The 20,831-nt window shown below is 39.1% G+C and carries 19 protein-coding genes; 4 read left to right on the top strand and 15 right to left on the bottom strand.

Going from position 1 to position 20,831, the window contains the following annotated elements:
- The first annotated feature begins 89 nt into the window (after positions 1–89).
- From ACZ1GV_RS01610 to ACZ1GV_RS01600, 3 genes are read left to right on the top strand one after another with little or no spacing between them, the layout of a single operon-like run.
- Complete coding sequence (locus tag ACZ1GV_RS01610) at positions 90–770, top strand: methylamine utilization protein (protein ID WP_472674955.1); 681 nt, start codon at positions 90–92, stop codon at positions 768–770.
- Positions 757–3,174 carry a putative bifunctional diguanylate cyclase/phosphodiesterase gene (locus tag ACZ1GV_RS01605; protein ID WP_472674954.1) on the top strand — a complete coding sequence of 806 codons (2,418 nt, stop codon included), beginning with the start codon at positions 757–759 and terminating at the stop codon, positions 3,172–3,174. The genes ACZ1GV_RS01610 and ACZ1GV_RS01605 overlap by 14 nt, the downstream gene beginning before the upstream one ends.
- Before the next feature lie 13 nt (positions 3,175–3,187).
- Entirely contained in the window at positions 3,188–4,417 is a 1,230-nt protein-coding gene (locus tag ACZ1GV_RS01600) for a hypothetical protein (protein WP_472674953.1), read from the top strand.
- A 134-nt stretch (positions 4,418–4,551) separates the two neighbouring features.
- Here ACZ1GV_RS01600 and recA read toward each other — a convergent pair whose 3' ends face one another.
- Both recA and ACZ1GV_RS01590 read right to left on the bottom strand, forming a co-directional pair.
- A complete protein-coding gene (gene recA / locus ACZ1GV_RS01595; RefSeq protein WP_210560300.1) occupies positions 4,552–5,592 on the bottom strand; it encodes a recombinase RecA in 1,041 nt (346 codons plus the stop codon).
- A 108-nt stretch (positions 5,593–5,700) separates the two neighbouring features.
- The gene (locus tag ACZ1GV_RS01590; RefSeq protein ID WP_472674952.1) at positions 5,701–6,201 is read right to left on the bottom strand and encodes a CinA family protein; all 501 of its coding nucleotides are present in this window, start codon (positions 6,199–6,201) and stop codon (positions 5,701–5,703) included.
- 104 nt (positions 6,202–6,305) lie between these two features.
- Here ACZ1GV_RS01590 and mutS point away from each other — a divergent pair, with 104 nt between their 5' ends.
- Positions 6,306–8,921 carry a DNA mismatch repair protein MutS gene (mutS, locus tag ACZ1GV_RS01585; RefSeq protein WP_472674951.1) on the top strand — a complete coding sequence of 872 codons (2,616 nt, stop codon included), beginning with the start codon at positions 6,306–6,308 and terminating at the stop codon, positions 8,919–8,921.
- A gap of 1 nt (position 8,922) precedes the next feature.
- On the opposite strand, the gene ACZ1GV_RS01580 is transcribed toward mutS, so the two are convergent.
- The 13 genes from ACZ1GV_RS01580 to ACZ1GV_RS01520 all read right to left on the bottom strand — a co-directional run bounded on the left by ACZ1GV_RS01580 (position 8,923) and on the right by ACZ1GV_RS01520 (position 20,736).
- Positions 8,923–10,347 (bottom strand): hypothetical protein, encoded by a 1,425-nt coding sequence (locus tag ACZ1GV_RS01580; protein ID WP_472674950.1) that lies wholly within the window; start codon positions 10,345–10,347, stop codon positions 8,923–8,925.
- Between the two features lie 170 nt (positions 10,348–10,517).
- Positions 10,518–11,492, bottom strand: coding sequence for an RNA polymerase sigma factor RpoS (rpoS, locus tag ACZ1GV_RS01575; protein WP_472674949.1), 975 nt, complete (start codon positions 11,490–11,492; stop codon positions 10,518–10,520).
- A 56-nt stretch (positions 11,493–11,548) separates the two neighbouring features.
- Positions 11,549–12,397 (bottom strand): peptidoglycan DD-metalloendopeptidase family protein, encoded by an 849-nt coding sequence (locus ACZ1GV_RS01570; RefSeq protein ID WP_472674948.1) that lies wholly within the window; start codon positions 12,395–12,397, stop codon positions 11,549–11,551.
- 2 nt (positions 12,398–12,399) lie between these two features.
- Positions 12,400–12,981: a YqaA family protein gene (locus ACZ1GV_RS01565; RefSeq protein WP_472674947.1), complete on the bottom strand. Its 582-nt coding sequence runs from the start codon at positions 12,979–12,981 to the stop codon at positions 12,400–12,402.
- Entirely contained in the window at positions 12,981–13,616 is a 636-nt protein-coding gene (locus ACZ1GV_RS01560; protein WP_472674946.1) for a protein-L-isoaspartate(D-aspartate) O-methyltransferase, read from the bottom strand. The genes ACZ1GV_RS01565 and ACZ1GV_RS01560 overlap by 1 nt, the downstream gene beginning before the upstream one ends.
- A gap of 4 nt (positions 13,617–13,620) precedes the next feature.
- Positions 13,621–14,370 carry a 5'/3'-nucleotidase SurE gene (gene surE, locus ACZ1GV_RS01555; RefSeq protein WP_472674945.1) on the bottom strand — a complete coding sequence of 250 codons (750 nt, stop codon included), beginning with the start codon at positions 14,368–14,370 and terminating at the stop codon, positions 13,621–13,623.
- Entirely contained in the window at positions 14,351–15,415 is a 1,065-nt protein-coding gene (gene truD, locus ACZ1GV_RS01550; RefSeq protein ID WP_472674944.1) for a tRNA pseudouridine(13) synthase TruD, read from the bottom strand. The genes surE and truD overlap by 20 nt, the downstream gene beginning before the upstream one ends.
- A complete protein-coding gene (ispF, locus tag ACZ1GV_RS01545; protein WP_472674943.1) occupies positions 15,416–15,895 on the bottom strand; it encodes a 2-C-methyl-D-erythritol 2,4-cyclodiphosphate synthase in 480 nt (159 codons plus the stop codon).
- On the bottom strand, positions 15,885–16,619 hold the full coding sequence (gene ispD, locus ACZ1GV_RS01540; RefSeq protein WP_472674942.1) for a 2-C-methyl-D-erythritol 4-phosphate cytidylyltransferase: 735 nt from the start codon (positions 16,617–16,619) through the stop codon (positions 15,885–15,887). Before ispD ends, ispF begins: the two co-directional genes overlap by 11 nt.
- Positions 16,616–16,903, bottom strand: coding sequence for a septum formation initiator family protein (locus tag ACZ1GV_RS01535; RefSeq protein ID WP_244731714.1), 288 nt, complete (start codon positions 16,901–16,903; stop codon positions 16,616–16,618). Before ACZ1GV_RS01535 ends, ispD begins: the two co-directional genes overlap by 4 nt.
- Before the next feature lie 78 nt (positions 16,904–16,981).
- Positions 16,982–17,629, bottom strand: a complete 648-nt coding sequence (locus ACZ1GV_RS01530) for a hypothetical protein (RefSeq protein WP_472674941.1) — start codon at positions 17,627–17,629, stop codon at positions 16,982–16,984.
- Positions 17,630–17,754: 125 nt separating this feature from the next.
- Entirely contained in the window at positions 17,755–19,047 is a 1,293-nt protein-coding gene (eno, locus tag ACZ1GV_RS01525) for a phosphopyruvate hydratase (protein ID WP_472674940.1), read from the bottom strand.
- 57 nt (positions 19,048–19,104) lie between these two features.
- Positions 19,105–20,736, bottom strand: coding sequence for a CTP synthase (locus ACZ1GV_RS01520; RefSeq protein ID WP_472674939.1), 1,632 nt, complete (start codon positions 20,734–20,736; stop codon positions 19,105–19,107).
- Positions 20,737–20,831: the final 95 nt, after the last annotated feature.

Below are 20,831 nucleotides of genomic sequence, written 5' to 3'. Positions count from 1 at the left end.
GTGCCTTAACATATTTCAAATCAATTATTTTTTGCCTATCGTTAACAATATCCGTACACTGAAATTATTGCTTTTTTGATGAGGTCATCATGTCGTTCAACTCTCTTCCCCGTAAACGTGTAACGCTTGCTTCAACCTTTTTTATAGCTTTATTAGCGACAGCTTTTAGCAGTAATACTTTTGCTAATAAGGTTGATATTTTAGTATTGTCTAACAACCATCAATCGGTACCAAATGTTGGAGTTTCTTTAACGCTAGTAGGCAAAAACCAAGAGCAAACAACGGCGCCTAAACCTCAGGTAATGAATCAAATTGATACACAGTTTTCACCTCATATCCTTATGGCGCAAAAAGGTGCGAACATTAGTTTTCCTAATTCAGATAATGTTAAACATCATGTTTATTCGTTCTCTGAAGCTAAGACATTTGAGTTAAAACTATATAAAGACCAAAAACCTGAGCCTTTGCCATTTGAACAAGCGGGCACAGTCACGCTCGGCTGTAATATCCACGACTGGATGCTAGGCTATGTATATGTTGTCGATACTCCGTACTTTTCTAAAACAAACGAGTCTGGTTTTTTACAACTTGAATTGCCAGATGGTGATTATGAAGTTCGTATCTATAATCCTCTTTTGCAAAAAAGTGATCTACAAAGAGTTGATAAAGTATCCATCTCAGCCAATAAAAATATCACTATTCAATTAAAGCACTCGATGTTAAGAGCTACTGATAGTTTTGAAGAAGGTGACGAATTTGACGCGTATTAATTTTCGTTCTTTACAAAATCGCAATTTTTTTCTTTTTCTATTTGCACTTATTGTTACCGTTAGCGCTGTACTTGCGGTAACGCTAAAACAAACATACGGCCACTCTACTAAACAAATTGATAATCAATTTGATAGCTCATACTCAGTACTTCTATATCGATTAGAAGCCGAGGCGTTAAATTTAGATGGCGGACTTGAGACAGCAAGTAAAAACTTTAATATAAAAAGTCTAATATTAGGCGGTAAAAAAGACCCTAACTCGCTTAAGCTTGCATTAACAAATTACCAAACACGGCTAGGTGCCGATTTTATTACCGTATTAGATCAAGATAAAACTCCGGTTGTTAGTACCCTGCCATTAAATGAAGAGATAGTGATTGGATCAAAAAGCGGAAAATTGCGATTTGGTTTAGTTAATCAACAGTTATATTTAATTTCGATTAAAGGAATTAAAGAAGTTGAAAGAATACCTAAGCCGAACGCATATATTGTTACTGGCATAAATGTATCTCGTCTTTTTTCTGCTGATATTAGAAAAATAACTAACTTTGAAGTCAGTATACGATTTAACAAAAAAGTCATGGCTAGTAGTATTGAAGGGCTCACCGCAGAACAGCTAGACCAAGGGTTTTTAAGTGTTCCTTCTATAGCGGAAGAGCAAAAACGTAAGCTTCAACAATTTATAGTTCTAGATAACCAAAAATATATAAGTTATCAAGCCTTCTTGTCTCGTATCAACCAGCAACCAATAAACGTTTTTTTTACATTGCTAGAGTCAGAGGCACATTTAAATTACGACAACTTAATACTTCAACTGTCGGCGGCTATTGCCGTCATTATGATCCTTATTTCATTTTTGACGTTTTCATTTTCTAAAAGTATTGCTAAACCTCTTCGTATTCTGGCTGATGTCGCCAACGAAATTAGAAAAGGTAAGTACCCTGATATTCAACATGATAAAACACTCTACGAAGTAGAAACATTATCGTTAGCATTAGGAGGCATGCAAAGTGCGATTCAAAAAAGGGAAAAAGAAAATCACCAACTTGCTTACTTCAGTTCGTTAACAGGTCTCCCAAATAGAACCTACTTTATGTCGCAGGTTAAAAAACAAATTGCACAACATGAAGATCAACGCTTTGCCGTTTTGTGGATGGACGTGGATCGATTTAAAGACATAAATGATACATTAGGTCACGAATTTGGCGATGACGTCATCAAAGCGATTGCTCACCGACTCGAGGATAATGCACAGCGAAACACATTCATTGCCTACCTTGATGGTGATGAATTTGCGGCTTATATCAATGTGAACAATGAACAGGAAGCGATGCTTGCCGCAGGTCAAATTGAAAACTTATTTGAGCAACCATTCCTAGTTAATGAAATAGCACTAGATGTATCAATCAGCATAGGTATATCTTTGTACCCCGATGATACAAGACTAGCAGAACAGTTAATGCAATATGCAGACATCGCTTTGTATGAATCGAAGGAACAACACCACAGTATTGCTCGTTATATCGCGTCGAATAATAAATATTCTGTTGTTCGTTTAAGCTTAATGACTGAGCTTAAAAATGCCATAGAAGAAGGACAACTCACTTTAAATTACCAACCGAAAATAGATATAGCATCTGGTAAAGTTGTTAGTGTTGAATCACTCGTTCGTTGGCGTCACCCCCAGCATGGTTTCATTTTTCCGGATGACTTTATTCCTTTGGCGGAGCAAACAGGTAACATTCGTCATCTAACACACTGGGCTATTGAACAAGCACTAGTTGAACATGTTCGTTTAAAGCAGCTTGGATATGATATCAAAATGGCCGTCAACATATCGGCTGTAGATTTGTCTGACTTAGAGTTACCTCCTTTTGTTGGCGTATTGTTGGCAAAGTATAAGGTAGCACCTACGTCGCTCATTTTAGAAGTTACTGAAAGCGCAATTATGGCTGATGCTGACAAAGCGATGAAAGCTTTAAACATGCTAAAAAGTATGTCCATTAAATTATCGATTGATGACTTTGGAACAGGTTACTCATCAATGGAGCAACTCAAACGTGCGCCGGTGGACGAGCTTAAGATAGACAAGTCCTTTGTATTAGACCTAGCTAGCAACAAAGATGACTTTATCATTGTAAAATCTATAACAAGTTTGGCACATAACCTAGGAATGACAATAGTTGCCGAGGGTGTTGAAGATTTAGGTAGCTTAATGAAATTAAAGCAACTAAATATAGAAACAGCACAGGGCTATTTTATTAGTAAACCCGTTGATTCTTTAACTTTAGAAACTTGGTTAGATGAAAATAAAGGAATTTACGCCCCTCTCGATAAAACCGACTTTCAAGTAAATTATGTCGCCAATAATGAACTTGATTACGGTAAAGTTAAAGATGATTAAAGTTACCCAACTAATGACTCTTAAAACTACACTTTTAATCAGTCTTCTCATTAGTAACGTTGCTAACGCAGATTTGACAACAAAGGGTGTTATAGACGCGAGCCTAATACACAACGAAACGCCTGAACCTTGGCTAAACGCTTGGTTAGAAAATGGTGTTGGTGTACACAGATACGACGATGAAATTACCGCGGTCCTAAATCATGCTTTGCTTGAAATTGACTATGAATTAACTAACAATTTATCGTTTTTTACTGTTGCTCAATATACGCCCGATGGCGACACACATCTTGGTGTTAATGAAGCGTATATAAAATATAAGCCACTAACACATAAGATTAAACACGAGTGGAAGCTTGGTTACTTTTATCCACAATTTTCGTTAGAGAATTCAGACATTGGCTGGACTAGTCCTTATACCTTTAATTTTTCGTCGATCAATAGCTGGGTTGCAGAAGAAGTAAGACCTTTAGGTATAGAGTGGCAAGTAAAGCGACCTGGTCGAGCACACAACAGTAATTTTACATTTACCGGTGTGGTATCTGCCTACGTTCAAAATGACGGCATAGCATCGCTATTAGCTTGGCGTGGCTGGGCCATACATAGCCGTCAATCACTTATCGGGGAGAAAGTTCGCTTTGCCAATTACTTTCAATTTCAACCTATTGAGGCACCCAACCCAACCTACGTCGACATTAATGACGAAACTGATCATAGAATAGGTTATTACGCTGGTCTTCACGTTCAGTACCAAAGAAAAACTGATCTCCGTGCTTATTATTACGATAACAATGCAGACCCATTATCTATTGAGTCAGATATGCAATATGGTTGGGATACACAATTTTTCTCGTTGGCTTTGCTACATAAGTTTAATCGTGAGTTTAGACTTCTTGCGCAAATAATGACTGGTAAAACCAAAATGGGCGATGTTGAAAACGGCGTTTTTAATGACTTTGAAGCGTGGTACGTCATGCTAAATTATAAACTCGCACAACATAGATATTCGATTCGTCATGACGCTTTTAGAGTGATAGACACAGATAAGAACGAGTTTGATCCAAATAGTAGCGCCGGCAAAAGCGTAACGTTAAGTTATCGTTATGAATACAACGATAATTGGCAGCTAGGAACAGAGCTAACCATTACAACTAGTAATAATACAAACAGAACACTTTGGCTGAACTGGACACCTAAACACACACAGAAGTCTTTTGCGTTAACCGCGCAGTATCGTTTTTAGTCAGTGTCACATTGTTATGTGCCGTTAGTCGTAAATAGTGGTTAATTAATACTAATTTTTATTTCCATAAAAAAAGCCGCCTTGAACTGAGGCGACTTTAACAGGGTCAATCTTACTAAATGAAAAACTAAGAACTAACCTTCTAAGGTCGCGTCTTTATCTTCTGGTTCTTCATCTTTTATTGTTGCTTGTAACAACAACATATCTCTTAATTTTGTTTCAATTTCTTCCGCAATATCGGTATTTTCTTTTAAGAACTTAATACAGTTTGCTTTACCTTGGCCAATTTTGCTGCCGTTGTATGCATACCAAGCACCTGCTTTATCAACCACGTTATTTTTAACGCCAAGATCAATAAGTTCACCTTCTTTAGAGATACCTTTGCCATACATGATAATAAATTCAGCTTGTTTAAACGGAGGTGCAACCTTGTTTTTAACAACTTTAACCCGAGTTTCGTTACCAATAATTTCGTCGCCTTCTTTAACCGAACCAATACGACGAATATCTAATCGAACTGATGCGTAGAATTTTAACGCATTACCACCAGTAGTGGTTTCTGGATTACCAAACATAACACCAATTTTCATACGAATTTGGTTAATGAAAATACACAGTGTGTTTGAACGCTTAATATTACCTGTTAGTTTACGAAGAGCTTGAGACATTAAACGAGCTTGTAGACCCATGTGCGAGTCACCCATGTCACCTTCGATTTCAGCTTTTGGCGTTAACGCGGCTACAGAGTCGACAATAAGAACGTCTACTGCACCTGAACGAACTAACATATCGGTAATTTCTAAGGCTTGCTCACCTGTATCTGGCTGAGAAACTAATAGCTCATCTACGTTAACACCTAATGCGGCTGCATATATTGGGTCAAGTGCGTGCTCAGCATCAACGAAAGCACAAGTTTTACCTTGTTTCTGAGCTTGTGCAATGACCTGTAACGTTAGAGTTGTTTTACCCGAAGATTCAGGGCCGTAAATTTCGATGATACGACCACACGGCAATCCGCCTATGCCTAATGCAATATCTAAACCTAGCGAGCCTGTGCTCACTGACTCTATATCTAGCGCCTTGCTGTCGCCTAGCTTCATAATTGAACCTTTACCAAATTGGCGTTCAATTTGTTGCAACGCTGCACCAAGTGCCTTTTCTTTATTTGCGTCCATTTAACTCTCCGGAATGACTTTGTTTGGGCTTCCACCAAAATTTATGGAATGAGTATACTGTATAATTAAACAGTATCAATACTGTATAGAATTTTTTTTAGATTATTTTTAAAATAAAATCGTAACCAATTGATTTATAGAAAATTCAACAGCTTTATTTCTAATTGCATGTCGATCGCCATCGAACAGTTGTTTGGTAGTGTGCACAGTAATATCTGTATTATTTTTAGTAGCAGTCACAGCAAATGCAAACCAAACTGTTCCAACTGGTTTAGATTCTGTACCGCCACCAGGTCCAGCTATACCACTTACCGATATTGCTATATTTGCATCTGCTGCTTTTACGGCACCAGTTGCCATCTCTACAACTGTTTCTTCAGATACAGCCCCAAAAGTATCTAAGGTATTTTTACTTACGCCTAATAAACGCTGTTTGGCCTCATTGCTATAAGTGACATAAGCCTCATTAAAATAATCCGAGCTACCTGCTAAATCTGTAATTGCTGCCGATATTCCACCAGCAGTGCATGACTCAGCCGTAGTTATGGTCCAGCCGTTTTTTAATAAATGCTCTGCTAGCAAACGTCGAGCGTTGGTAAAGCTGTTCATTTTTTTATTCCTCAAAGCGCTAAAGTCAATTTTTACAAGACACTCGTTAACTGATCTGTGACAATATACGATATTAACAGTCAACCGTCAGTCCATACTTTGTAATGATAGATTTATACAGCGATGCAAGCATTTCTGCTCAAACGCCAATGATGCAGCAATTTTTAAAACTGAAAAAAGACCATCAGAATGTGCTTTTATTTTATCGAATGGGCGACTTTTATGAGTTGTTCTTTGATGATGCTAAGCGCGCCTCTGAACTCTTAGATATATCACTTACAAAGCGAGGCACAGCACATGGTCAACCCATCCCTATGGCTGGTGTACCTTATCATGCGGTAGATAACTATCTTTCAAGACTGGTGCAAATGGGGCAGTCAGTTGCAATATGTGAACAAGTGGGTGATCCGGCGACGAGTAAAGGCCCGGTTGATCGTAAAGTAGTTAGGATAGTTACACCTGGAACGGTAACTGATGAAAACTTGTTACCTGACCGACAAGACAATTTAATTGCAGCTGTATTCGAGAAAAGTAGCAAAACAGGAGTGCTGTTTGGACTTGCATATTTAGACATAAATAGTGGCCGATTCTTGCTCAATGAGTTTGAACAACTTACTGACTTACAAGCAACGTTAACCAGAATATCGCCAGCCGAACTGCTCTACCCAGAATCGTTTTCACATACTTCTGTTATAGATCGAGATAAAGGCGCTCGCCGAAGACCTGATTGGGAGTTTGATCTGCAAAGTGCCCATCGTGTTTTGAACCAACAGTTTAATACTAAAGAGCTAACTGGCTTTGGAGTTGTAAATTATTCAGCCGGTTTATCAGCTGCAGGTTGCTTAATGCAATATGTAAAAGATACCCAGCGTACTGCATTGCCTCACATTCGTAACATTACTATCGAGTCATTACACACTACTATTTTGATCGATTCGGCTACTCGTAAAAACTTAGAGTTAACTCATAATTTATCTGGTGGTAACGACAACACGTTAGCCAGTGTAATTGATAAAACATCAACGCCCATGGGATCCCGGTTATTAAAACGTTGGATCCATATGCCAAGTCGCGAGCAACTTGAGGTCTCCGCGCGTTTAGATGCAGTAGATGCTTTGATGCAAGATGGTTTTTTTGAAGAAGCACAAAGCTATTTAAAACAAATTGGTGATATTGAACGAATTGTCGCTCGGCTTGCCTTAAGGTCTGCAAGACCTCGAGATTTAGCGCGTTTAAGAAATTCATTAGCAGTAATTCCCTTACTGAAATCTTGTATAAAGTCTGTAAACGCCAGTCGCATTACTGCATTAATCCATCAAGTAGAAGATTTACCAACTATTGCGAAGTTATTAAATGATGCAATTATTGAAAACCCGCCTGTTTTAATCCGAGACGGTGGAGTCATACGTGAAGGGTTTAACCCAGAGCTTGATGAGCTAAGAGAGCTAAGTGCAGGCGCTACTCGATTTGTTGAAGAGCTTGAAGCTAGAGAGCGCGAACAAACTGGTATAGCAACGTTAAAAGTCGGTTATAACCGAGTACACGGTTTTTACATCGACGTCAGCAAAGCAAACTCGGCGCAGGTACCTGACCATTATATTAGGCGTCAAACGCTAAAAAATAATGAACGCTATATTGTTCCTGAGTTAAAAGAACATGAAGAAAAAGTGTTAACGAGCCAAAGCCGTTCGCTAGCTCTTGAGAAGAAATTGTATGATGAACTTCTCACTTCTTTAATTGAAGTGATTCAACCACTACAACATACCGCCGAAGCAATCGCGCAGTTAGATGTGTTGTGTAACTTTGCGGAACGTGCGGAGTCACTAAATTACAATAAACCAACCTTAGTTCATGGCCGAGTTATAAATATTACTGAAGGTCGTCATCCTGTTGTTGAACAAGTCATGTCAGAACCATTTATCTCAAACCCTGTTGATTTGTGCGATGAGCGTCGTTTAGCAATCATAACAGGGCCAAACATGGGTGGTAAGTCGACGTATATGCGTCAGATTGCGTTAATTACGTTAATGGCAAATATTGGCTCATTTGTACCAGCAAAGCAGGCTGAGATTGGTGAGATTGATAAGATATTTACTCGAATCGGTGCATCCGATGATTTGGCATCTGGTCGCTCTACATTCATGGTTGAAATGACAGAAACAGCAAACATTATGCACAATGCCACTCCAAACTCATTAGTTTTAATGGATGAGATAGGAAGAGGAACAAGTACATATGATGGCTTAAGCTTAGCTTGGGCAAGTGCTGAGTATCTTGCAACAAAACTTCGTTCTCTGACGCTTTTTGCGACTCATTATTTTGAACTAACCGAATTTGCCCATACACTAGACGGTGTAGTTAATGTTCATCTTAATGCTCAAGAGCATCAGGATGACATTATTTTTATGCACGCCGTACAAGACGGTGCAGCAAGTAAGAGTTTCGGTATTCAGGTAGCAAAACTAGCGGGCTTACCACAAGAAGTGTTGAGTTTTGCGAAACAAAAACTAGTCCAATTAGAGTCCCTCGGCGAGCTGCCTAAAAGCCGTAGCGATAGCCTAAGCAATGCAACTGCCAATAACTCAGCATTACCTGCAATGTCGTTGTTAGAAATGTCTAAATTACAAGCCGCGGACATTATTGCTAGTACTGACCTTGATGAACTTTCGCCAAGACAGGCATGGGATTTACTTAATCAATTAAAGAATATGGTTAGCTAAATTAATTAGGTTTTATCCGAGCATTTTTATAGTCTTCAAGGGATATGAAATGCTTGGATAACATATTCTTTCTACTCGCCTGCTCAATACCATCATCATACATCATCTTTAACCATCGACCTTTATCGTTATTTTGAAACATTATAAATAATGGTAGCGACTCATAAAATTCCATCGAGGGGTATTGATCAAAAAATGAAGTGACGTTGTAAGGGTATTCTATAATCACATCAACACGCTTTTGTAAAAATAATTGTTCACATAGGAAAAAGTCCGCCCTGTAAATTAACGCTTTGTCGGAGAGTTGTTTTTTTGCTAATTCATAGGTTTCTGCTGCGCAAATATTTAGTTCTAAGTCTTTCTTTTTTAGCCGGTTAAGTGTTTCCAAATCTTGGGTTAAAGCAACAACCGATGTTTCGTAATCAATATGATACTTCGAGGTCAAGTAACCCTCTGGCATGTCCTTATATGTCCCTACTAATATGTCCGCTTTATTTGACTTAAATTGTCGCGTTGCACGAACCCATGAGCTAGCCTCTTTCTGCAACTTAATGGACTTAGGCAAGCCTTCCTCTAAAATCCCCCAATAAACACCGGTTCCATCTGTCTCGGTATAAGCTTCCCAATGGCCGCTAACAGCCTTTACCGTTAAGTCTTTCGGTTGATTAGCAACTTGTTGTTCAAAGTCATGAATGCCAAACTGATTTTTTAATTTAGTTAACTGGCCACTCTCTTTTAAAATTCGAAGCTCCTTTTCAACCAATGGTTTTAAAAAAGCATTTTGGGGCGATAAATAATGGTAATCGGGACGAACATCCAAAACATGCTTAACAATATGTGGGCTTGTATCCAAGTTCGCAGAGTAATCTATATTTACGGTCAAAAAAGCAGGCAGACGTTTTTTTAATACCACTTCTTCTACATCATGGGTATTAGTCAACGCAATGACATTAGGCTTATTAAAAAATCGCTCTATGATGCTGTCAAAAACCACTAACCCTCTTGGGTAACCTACAGAAGTAATATTTTCCGGTAAGCAATAACCACACTCCCTTCTATCTCCGACTAAAATAACCTGGTATTCAAACAGAGAAACATCGACTCTAACCAGATCAGGAAATGAAGATTCAATTACTCTATCTCTTGCTAATACACCCGATAAATTTGAAGCTGCCGCTAGTTGTAATTCTCTGACTCCCGGGGTATTTATAAACGATACCTCGTACCCGAGCTTGTTATAAATGATAGTTAACACTTCAGATAAGTAGTAACCTTGGGCGTTCGCTGGCGGGGTTCTCAATGTTATAATGTTGCGTGGTTCCGACGTTAAAACTTGCTCTTCATTTACAGATGCCGCAACGTTCTCACTAGCAAAAGCGGTCCAAAACACAATTAATAAGGCTATGATTTTGTTTAGTATTTTCAATATGGCCTGTCTTTATGGTTACAATGTTTGAAGTTACATAACGAGCTCTATTTTATGCAGATTTGTAAGTAAATTACTACCAATTAATGGTACAAAAAAAGCCAGTAATTTACTGGCTTTTTGTCTATACAACATAAAAATTTTAAATCTTAACGTTGTTATGTCACGGCTTAGTGTTCTTCAACCTGAAACAACGACTCCATATTCAAACCTTCATGTAGCGCCATGTCTTTTAGTCTACGTAAAGCTTCTACTTGTATTTGTCTAACTCGCTCTCTTGTTAGTCCGATTTCTGTTCCTACATTTTCAAGCGTAGATGGCTCATAACCTAATAAACCGAAACGTCTTGCTAAAACTTCTCGCTGTTTAGGGTTTAACTGCTCTAACCAATTTACTATGTTGTCATTAATATCATCGTTGGTGGTCTTAAGCTCTGGTCCTTTCATACGATCGTCAGCAATAACATCAAGTAAAACTTTATCTGAATCTCCGCCAATAGGAGTATCTACTGAACTAATACGCTCGTTTAACCGAAGCATTTTCGATACATCTTCCACAGGACGATCTAATTTTTCTGCAATTTCTTCTGCGGTTGGCTCGTGGTCTAGTTGCTGTGCTAATTCTCTGGCCGTGCGCAAGTACACGTTTAGTTCTTTTACAACATGAATTGGTAGGCGAATGGTGCGAGTTTGATTCATTATTGCACGTTCAATGGTTTGTCTGATCCACCACGTTGCGTATGTCGAAAACCGGAAACCACGTTCTGGGTCAAATTTTTCAACAGCTCGGATTAAGCCAAGGTTGCCCTCTTCTATTAAATCTAGCAGAGCAAGGCCTCTGTTGTTATATCGACGTGCTATTTTTACTACTAATCGCAGATTGCTTTCAATCATTCGTTTGCGTGAAGCATCACAACCTTTGAGAGATTTACGAGCAAAGAACACTTCTTCTTCCGCGGTAAGCAGAGGAGAAAACCCTATTTCGCTTAAGTATATTTGCGTAGCGTCAAGATTTTTTGGTTGTTCCGCTTTTAGAACTACCTCATCCTCTTCAACGGTATCATCTGAATCGTCTAATTGCGCTTCAATAAGCTCAACATTTTCTTTTGCATTTTCTTCAGCTTCAGATATCAGTTCTTGACCCATAGTGTGACTCCTATCGACGTTGTATTAACAACGTTTTTCAGGTTAACAATCTATGCTTATCGCTTTTTAGGTAGGTATTTAAGAGGATTAACAGTACGGCCACGAAATCGAATTTCAAAATGAAGTTTGACTTTATCGGTTCCAGAGCTGCCCATTTCCGCAATAACTTGACCCGCCTTTACCCAATCTTGCTCTTTAACCAACAAAGCACGATTGTGAGCATAAGCACTCAAATAATCATTGTTGTGTTTGACGATAATTAAATTGCCAAACCCTCTTAGCGCACTACCTGCGTAAACTACTTTGCCGTCTGCTGCAGCAATAATAGGGTCGCCGGGTCTTCCTCCGAAATCGATGCCTCTGTTACCGTTTTCCCTGGTGGAATAGGTATCGATAATTTTACCATCACTAGGATATTGCCATTTGCGTACCTTGTGAGGAAACGAATCATTTTCACTCTTTTTAATTAGTTCTTTTTGAACTTGTTTTTTTACTTTTTGATTCGTCTGTTTTTTACCGTACTCCTCTGTATTTTCTTTTGCAATAGTTTTTTTATTATTTTTTTGTGTTGTATTTATTATGGTAACAGGCTGTTTTTGCGATCGATTCTTATTATCAACGACGGTGTTTCTCGTTAACGCCAATTGCTGTCCAGGAAAAATATCGTATGGCTCAGAAATATCGTTTATTTGCGCGAGTAAACGAAAGTCGATACCGGCACGCCATGATATGGAGTACAAGGTTTCACCTTTTTGCACCTCATAAACACTTTGCGTTAATGAGGCTTTGTTACGTTCTGTATATGAAGATCCAGCCTGATCAATTTGAACAATAGGAGCTGGATATTTTCGAGATGCACACCCGAATAATATAAAACATAACAAAATAGTAAAAAGTAACTTCATATTTAAAATTGCTTATATCCTACATAAAACACAATAAGTCCAATAACCAGCCAACCTAATACATCGACATACTGACGGATCTTTTGTTCCATTTTTTCGCCACCAAAATATAAGATACCGGCCACTAAGAAAAAGCGCATTCCTCGTCCAATTCCTGATGCTAAAACAAACGGCCAAAACGTCATAGACAGCATACCTGCACTAACAGTAAATAACTTATACGGAATTGGGGTAAATCCGGCAAGGAAAACGATCCACACACCATATTTATCAAAATAACCCACAATTGTTGCGAACTTATCCTGATAACTCATCATTTCAATGAAAGGTAAAACAACAGGCTCGTATAAGTATGCTCCAAGCATATAACCGACAATCCCACCAATAACAGAGCTTATTGTGGTAATTAGAGCTAATGTCCATGCTTTATCGCGCTGACTAATTACCATAGGCGCTAACATAACGTCTGGTGGAATAGGAAAAAATATAGACTCAGAAAAGGTAAGTAGTGCTAGGTAATAAGTGGCGTATTTATGTTTAGCCCATCGGATACAAGCATCGTATAGCTTTGTAAACAACTTCATTATGCTGTATCTCCCGACACTAAAGGTACGAATTTAACAGCCTCATGATGAACTTCTAAATATTCATCTCCTTGCCTTGTCACTGTCACTAATGTTTGATTTTCTGTCCCTAAAGGTAACACTAAAATGCCGCCATCTTTAAGTTGTTCTTTTAGCGCTACAGGTATAGCACTTGGCGCCGCGGTAACAATAATAGCGTCAAAGGGAGCTTTAGACTCCCAACCTAGCCAGCCATCACCATGTTTCATTTGCACGTTGTAAATATCCAACTTTTGAAGGCGACGTTTCGCAACAAGTTGAAGTTGACGTATACGCTCAACAGAAAATACATTTTTAAATACGCGTCCTAAAATAGCAGCTTGGTAACCTGAGCCTGTGCCGATTTCCAGTACGTTAGATGTCACTCCATGCTCAACCAATATCTGAGTCATTTTACCAACTATGTACGGCTGAGAAATTGTTTGTCCTTGCCCTATTGGTAAAGCTGTATTTTCATAAGCTTTATGAGCTAACACTTGTTCTACAAAAAGGTGTCGTGGAGTTGATGCTAGTGCATCTAATACAACGGGGTTTGTAATGCCCAGTCCTTTGACCTGATTAGCAAGCGCAGCTCCGCTACGAGTAAATTGATTCATATCACTACTTAATTTTATCAACCCAAGAGGACACCGTTTCCAAACTTGAATATGCGGTCATATCAATTTTTAACGGTGTAATTGATACTTCATTGTTGTTTACTGCAAAGAAGTCTGTACCTTCACCGGCATCGAGTTCTTTTCCTAAGGTACCATACCAATATATCTCGCGTCCCCAAGGATCTTTTTGTTTCGTCATCATTTCCGCTTTGTGACGTTTTCCTAGTCTTGTTACTGAAAAACCGTTTAGTGCCTCAAATGATACATCGGGAACGTTTACGTTTAATATTTGGTCTGACTTAATTGGATGCGCTATTAAATGCTCTACAACCTTTTTCGCCACTTGTGCTGCACAAGATAAATTAGTTTCAGACCTACTCGCTAATGACATCGCAATGGCCGGAAGGCCTAGATGACGCCCTTCTGCAGCCGCGGACACAGTTCCAGAGTAAAATGTATCATCACCTAAATTGGCGCCATGGTTTATTCCTGCCACAACAATATCTGGTGGCTCTGGCATTAATTGATTAATTGCTAAATGCACACAGTCGGTCGGTGTGCCGTTAACACTATAAAATCCGTTTTTATGTTGCTGCAATCGTAATGGATTTGTTAGTGTTAGCGCACTACTCGCGCCGCTCAAGTTTCTATCTGGTGCAACAACAGTAACCTCAGCAATTGTGCTCAGCGCATCATACAAAGCCTCTAAGCCTGGTGCAAATACCCCATCGTCATTACTTATTAGTATTTTCAAATTGTTGCTCCCTAAAGTTTACACACTCTCTTAAAACCGATGTTGCAAATGCTCCACTGGGGAGTTCAAACTTTACTACCAAGTCGTCGTCCTGAGCCTGACAAATCAGATTTTGTGGAGTTAGATGTATTACTCTTCTTTGTTGCTCTAAACCTTGCTCAGCCAATAACGATAACCAACTTTTATGCTTGGCAACAATAGGTTCTTCAAACTCTGCCGCTGATGCAATAGAAATAGACTGCCCTTTACCTATCATCGGTGCTGACAGCATTATGTCTTTCTCAGCCAAACGAGTGTCTATCGAGTCATCTAATTCTGCGGTAAAGTAAGAGTTACTTCCTGCTAAAACAAATACATCTCCGTCAATTGGAGTCGAAAAGATTCCTTTTTCGATACGGGCACTAACTACTTCATTAAATACGTATGATCTTGCCGCTGATAACGCAAAGCCTTTGATTTTTTTATCTCGAATAGACTCGCCATCTGCCCAGCGATTTGCCCAATTTAAGTTGTTCCCTTTAAAGCCAAAACGTTGCAAGCCAAAATAATTTGGAACCCCTAGTTCAGCTACCGTTTTTAGTCTGCTGGAGAGTTCTTCAATATTTGAGACGTTACGTAACCTAATTGAAAAGTGATTTCCTTTTAACGCACCTACTTTTAACTTTTTTTGGTGACGTTTGGTCTTAACAATTTTAATTTGGTCAGTATCTACACCGCTAAGATCTAGTTCTTGTGTGACATTTGACTGGACCGAAAACCATTGTTGACTTACTGACTGCTTATCTTTAAGACCCGCATAACCTACGTCTCGTAAACGTTTGCCCAATACTTTTGCTAAATGTTGACATACTTGTTGGGTATTTAATTCACGCTTCTCAATCAACATGTACAAGTTTTCGCCATCACCTGTTAGCTCAAACGGTAAGCTTTCTGTAACAACAAAGTCTTCTGGGTATAACTTAAAATCGGCTTCACCTAGCGGTTTACCATGTAAATACTGCCAATGAGATAAATCCCAGTCTTGAAAAAAGTTCGATTCGCTCATTTATTTGCCTTGTAATAAAACGACTGCTTGCACGGATATCCCTTCTTTACGGCCTTCAAAACCTAACTTCTCTGTTGTTGTTGCTTTCACAGAGACATAACTAGGATCTATTTCTAGGTCGGTCGCTAATGTTTCTCTCATTGTTAAGATATGCGGCGCCATTTTTGGCGCTTGAGCGATAATAGTTAAATCACAGTTACTTACTACATAACCTTTTTCAGCAATTAGTTTATTAACATGACGTAATAAAATTCTGCTATCGATATTTTCAAACTCATCGGCGTTATCTGGGAAGTGCTGACCAATATCACCCATCGCTAAGGCACCTAGCATAGCGTCGCATAACGCATGTATGGCTACATCGCCATCAGAGTGCGCAATAAAACCCTGCTCAAAAGGGATCTTTACACCCGCTAATGACAATGGCCCAACGCCACCAAACTTATGGACGTCATAGCCCATACCAATTCTAATATTCATTTTTCTCACTTCTCAAATAAAATGATGCCAATTCGATATCATCTTGATGGGTTACTTTTATATTTCGGGCACTAGATTCAATGATATCAACATTAAATCCAGCTAACTCCAGCGCTGACGCCTCATCTGTAACTAACTTGCTGACTAAACCATCCACACCAATTTGAGCAGATAACGCCTGCATTAAGTCGTCTGTCTTACAGCACTGTGGCGTAAAAGCATGCCATAAGTCATCGCGGCTAACTGTCGACTTTATGATATTACTAGCGCTGAGTGTCCGTTTCATCGTATCTCGTACTTTACTACCAAGTATTGTGGCTTGCTGGGTTAAAAGCGCACTCTTGTAAAGAACTTCAATGTCTTGTGTGAGAACACATGGGCGAGCGGCGTCATGTACCATGACCCAGTCAAAACCAAGTTCTGTTGCGGCCTTTAAACCGTTGAGTACAGAATCAGCACGCTCTTTACCGCCAATGACAACATGTATATTTTCATGCTTAGAAATGGCTAAAGACGAAAACCATTCATCATTATTTGCTATCACAACAATGATCTTAGATACAAAAGGCAGGTTTATGAATTTTTCAATTGTGTGCGCTAAAATGGGTTGACCAAGCAGCGGGATGTATTGTTTAGGGATAGAAGCGCCAACTCGGCTACCAACACCTGACGCAGGTATTACTACCGCTAGTTTTGGTAAGGCTACTTGTTCATTCAAGTTCATCGTTTCTCTTCAGTATTTGGTACTAGTCGGAAGAAGGTTTCATTTTGGCGAATCATACCAAGCTCATTTCTTGCCCTTTCTTCAATTCCTTCCAAACCTACCTTGAGATCTTTTACGTCAGCAGCCAATAGTTCGTTGCGTTTTATTAATTCATCGTTGTCACGTTTTAAACTATTCACTTCAGCTCTATTGTCGGCATAGAATTGCATACCGTTATGTCCAGCTATTAAACGAACAAGCAATAGCACTGAACAAATTACCATTAATATATTGAGCGGCTTCACGTGATCTCCTTCCAAATTAATACATGGTTATATTATGCAAATCTCCAACTCATAGATAAAGGAGAATCTTAGAATTTACTACTTTGCTGCAACTAATTTTGAAAAATTATGCCAATTAACGCGTGTCGCTAACAGCAGCTCACGAAGACTGAGTGCTCTTGCACTGTTTTTTTGAAGATTTTTCCACTGATGCCCGCAACATGCCGCCGACATAACTGGTTTACCTGGTTTTAACAATAATTTCCTTTCACCACTTATTTGATCTAGCTCGCTACCATCGTAATTAAACCAACCGTGTTGATTGCAGTGTACCCTATTATTTTTAGCATCGATTTCATCAATACTATCTAATACAACACATTCAATCCCGAAAACATCAATAGAGATAGGAACAACTAGCGCTATTTGGCTGGAGTTTTGGTAAAACTCAAAGGTTTTTGCAGCATTAGCTTTCACACTAAAGGGTTGTGGTGACTGACGACTTAACCAACTTGCGTTGCTACTATCTAAATCAAGAGGTGAGTAAGTATTAACTATATTTTCTGCTGCTCGCCCTATATAAAACGGTAACGAAAGCATTGTTCTCTTTAATTTTACCAAGGTTATGTCTGGGTCTTTAGCTAATCGCGCCAATTCACGTTCGTACAAAACATTACACAGCTCTGCCTTTATTTGCAGATTGCCTCGTTGTTGCCAGAGTGTGTTTTGTAAATCATTTTGTGACATGGCGTTAACTTATTTAATCAATAACAAAAATTAGTAACTGCGACTTTTTGTATAAAAAAGGAGCGTTTATTCGCTCCTTTTGTTTATACACTTTTTAATCAATTAATTCATTAAAAGTACAGAAATTAAGCCTGACCTTTAATTTCAGCTCGACCTCGGTAAGCTACTTCACCAAGTTGCTCTTCAATACGTAACAATTGATTATATTTAGCTACGCGATCTGAGCGACATAAAGAGCCCGTTTTAATCTGGCCAGCAGCAGTACCAACTGCTAAGTCGGCAATTGTTGAGTCTTCTGTTTCACCACTGCGGTGTGATATTACAACCGTATAGCCCGCTTCTTTAGCCATACGAATCGCTTCTAACGTTTCCGTTAACGAACCAATTTGGTTAAATTTGATAAGGATTGAGTTACCCACACCTTTTTCAATGCCTTGACGAAGAATTTTTGTATTAGTAACAAATAAGTCATCACCAACAAGCTGAACTTTTTTACCAATTTTATCGGTAAGTAGCTTCCAGCCATCCCAGTCTGACTCGTCTAAGCCGTCTTCAATAGAAACAATTGGGTAACGCGTCGATAAGTCTGCTAGGTAATCAACAAAACCAGCTGAATCAAACTCTTTACCTTCGCCTTTAAGGTTATACACACCATCACTGTAGAATTCAGATGCCGCGCAATCTAGTGCTAGAGTAATATCTTCATTTAGTTTGTAACCTGCACGCTCAACTGCAATTTCAATCACAGATAAGGCTTCTTCATTTGAAGCTAAGTTCGGAGCAAAACCACCTTCATCTCCAACAGCAGTACTTAGGCCTTTTTCACTTAATACTTTTTTCAAGCTATGGAATATTTCTGCACCCATACGTAGCGCTTCTTTAAAGTTTGGCGCTGATACCGGCTGAATCATGAACTCTTGAATATCAACATTATTGTCAGCGTGCTCGCCACCATTCAAGATATTCATCATAGGTACAGGCATAGAAAACTCACCCTTAGTACCATTTAAATTTGCTATGTGTTGGAATAAAGCAATACCATTTTCAAGTGCAGCTGCTTTTGCATTTGCAAGTGACACAGCTAAGATCGCATTTGCACCAAGTTCGGTTTTATTTTCGGTGCCATCTAAATCTAGCATTGTTTGGTCGATCAAAACTTGTAATTGTGCGTCTTTACCAAGTAAAGCTGGTGCAATTTTATCGTTAATATTTGCGACAGCCTTTAAAACGCCTTTGCCTAAGTAACGAGCTTTGTCTCCGTCTCGTAATTCAAGTGCTTCACGAGAACCGGTAGATGCACCAGAAGGCGCTACCGCTCGACCAAATGCACCTGACTCTAAGTAAACGTCAGCTTCTACTGTAGGGTTACCTCGTGAATCCATGATTTCACGACCAATTATTTTTACAATTTGAGACATTCTCAATTCCTTATTTTAAATATAAAAACGCAGCCATAAGCTGCGTTTAAACTAATTTTATTTATTTTTATGATATTGGCCAGCTGCACCGACAAAACCAGAAAATAGAGGATGGCCATCTCGCGGCGTTGAGGTGAACTCCGGATGGAATTGACCAGCAACAAACCAAGGATGTCCCGGTATCTCTATCATTTCAACCAGTTTTTTATCTGCTGATAAACCACCAAAGACAAGACCGGCTTTCTCTAGCTTATCTATGTAGTTGTTGTTTACTTCATAACGATGGCGATGGCGCTCTGTAATCCACTCACTGCCATAAACTTCTTTTGCCTTTGAATTAGGTTTTAAGTAGCATTGCTGCGCACCTAAGCGCATTGTTCCGCCAAGATCTGAGTTTGCATTACGCATTTCAATTTGGCCATCTTCGTCAAGCCATTCAGTAATTAAACCAACAACCGGGTGAGGTGTATTGGCATCAAATTCAGTTGAATGGGCATTTTCTAATCCCGCCACATTTCTAGCAAATTCAATCAACGCGACTTGCATACCAAGGCAAATACCAAGATACGGTACTTTATTTTCTCGAGCATACTGTGCAGCAATAATTTTACCGTCTGTACCGCGTTCACCAAAACCACCAGGCACCAATATAGCATCTAAGTCCGCTAAAATTTCAGTTCCCTTAATCTCTAAGTCTTGTGCATCAACATATTGAATATTAACAGTTAAGCGGTTTTTCAATCCTGCGTGTTTTAACGCTTCGTTTACCGATTTATAGGCGTCTGGTAATTCAACATATTTACCAACCATACCAATTGTAACTTCGCCAATAGGGTTCGACTCTTCATAAAGAACCTGTTCCCACTCACTTAAATCAGCTTCAGGTGGTTCAATGTGGAAACGACGGCAAATAAGTTCATCAAGACCTTGTGACTTTAATAACGCTGGAATTTGATAAATTGAGCTAACGTCTTTAAGGCCAATAACCGCTTTTTCTTCTACGTTTGTAAATAGCGCGATTTTCGCTCTTTCATTAGCTGGAATAGAACGATCAGAGCGACAAACTAGAATATCTGGCTGAATCCCTATTGAGCGTAACTCTTTAACCGAATGCTGAGTTGGTTTTGTTTTAATTTCACCCGCTGCGCCTAAATACGGAACTAAGGTCAAATGCATATACATGGCATTTTCACGGCCTAACTCAGTACCTAACTGACGCAAGGCCTCTAGAAACGGTTGTGATTCAATATCACCTACCGTGCCACCAACCTCAACAATAGCAACATCATGGCCTTGTGCACCCTCGATTACTCGACGCTTTATATCATTTGTGATGTGAGGGATGACCTGTATTGTAGCGCCTAAATAATCACCTCGTCTTTCGCGAGACAATACATCTTGGTATACGCGGCCTTGAGTGAAGTTGTTCTTTTTTGTCATTTTGGTGCGAATAAATCGCTCATAATGACCTAAATCTAGATCCGTTTCTGCACCATCTTCGGTAACAAATACTTCACCATGCTGAATAGGACTCATAGTGCCTGGATCAACATTTATATATGGGTCAAGTTTAAGAATGGTCACGTCTAATCCACGTGCCTCTAGAATTGCTGCTAAAGAAGCCGCCGCTATGCCTTTACCTAGTGAAGAAACTACACCACCGGTGACAAAAATATATCGAGTCGTCATACAAACCTTTACAAGTTAGATTGCTATTCGTGGTTACATACAGTGCCAACACAATACAAAAACCTTCGCTAATAGGAACTACAGCAAAGTGAGTG

The sequence above is a fragment of the Psychrosphaera sp. HA2-10 genome (assembly GCF_055693745.1).
Note: the sequence above shows the minus strand (reverse complement) of the source record. Positions and strands in the feature narration are given on the sequence as shown.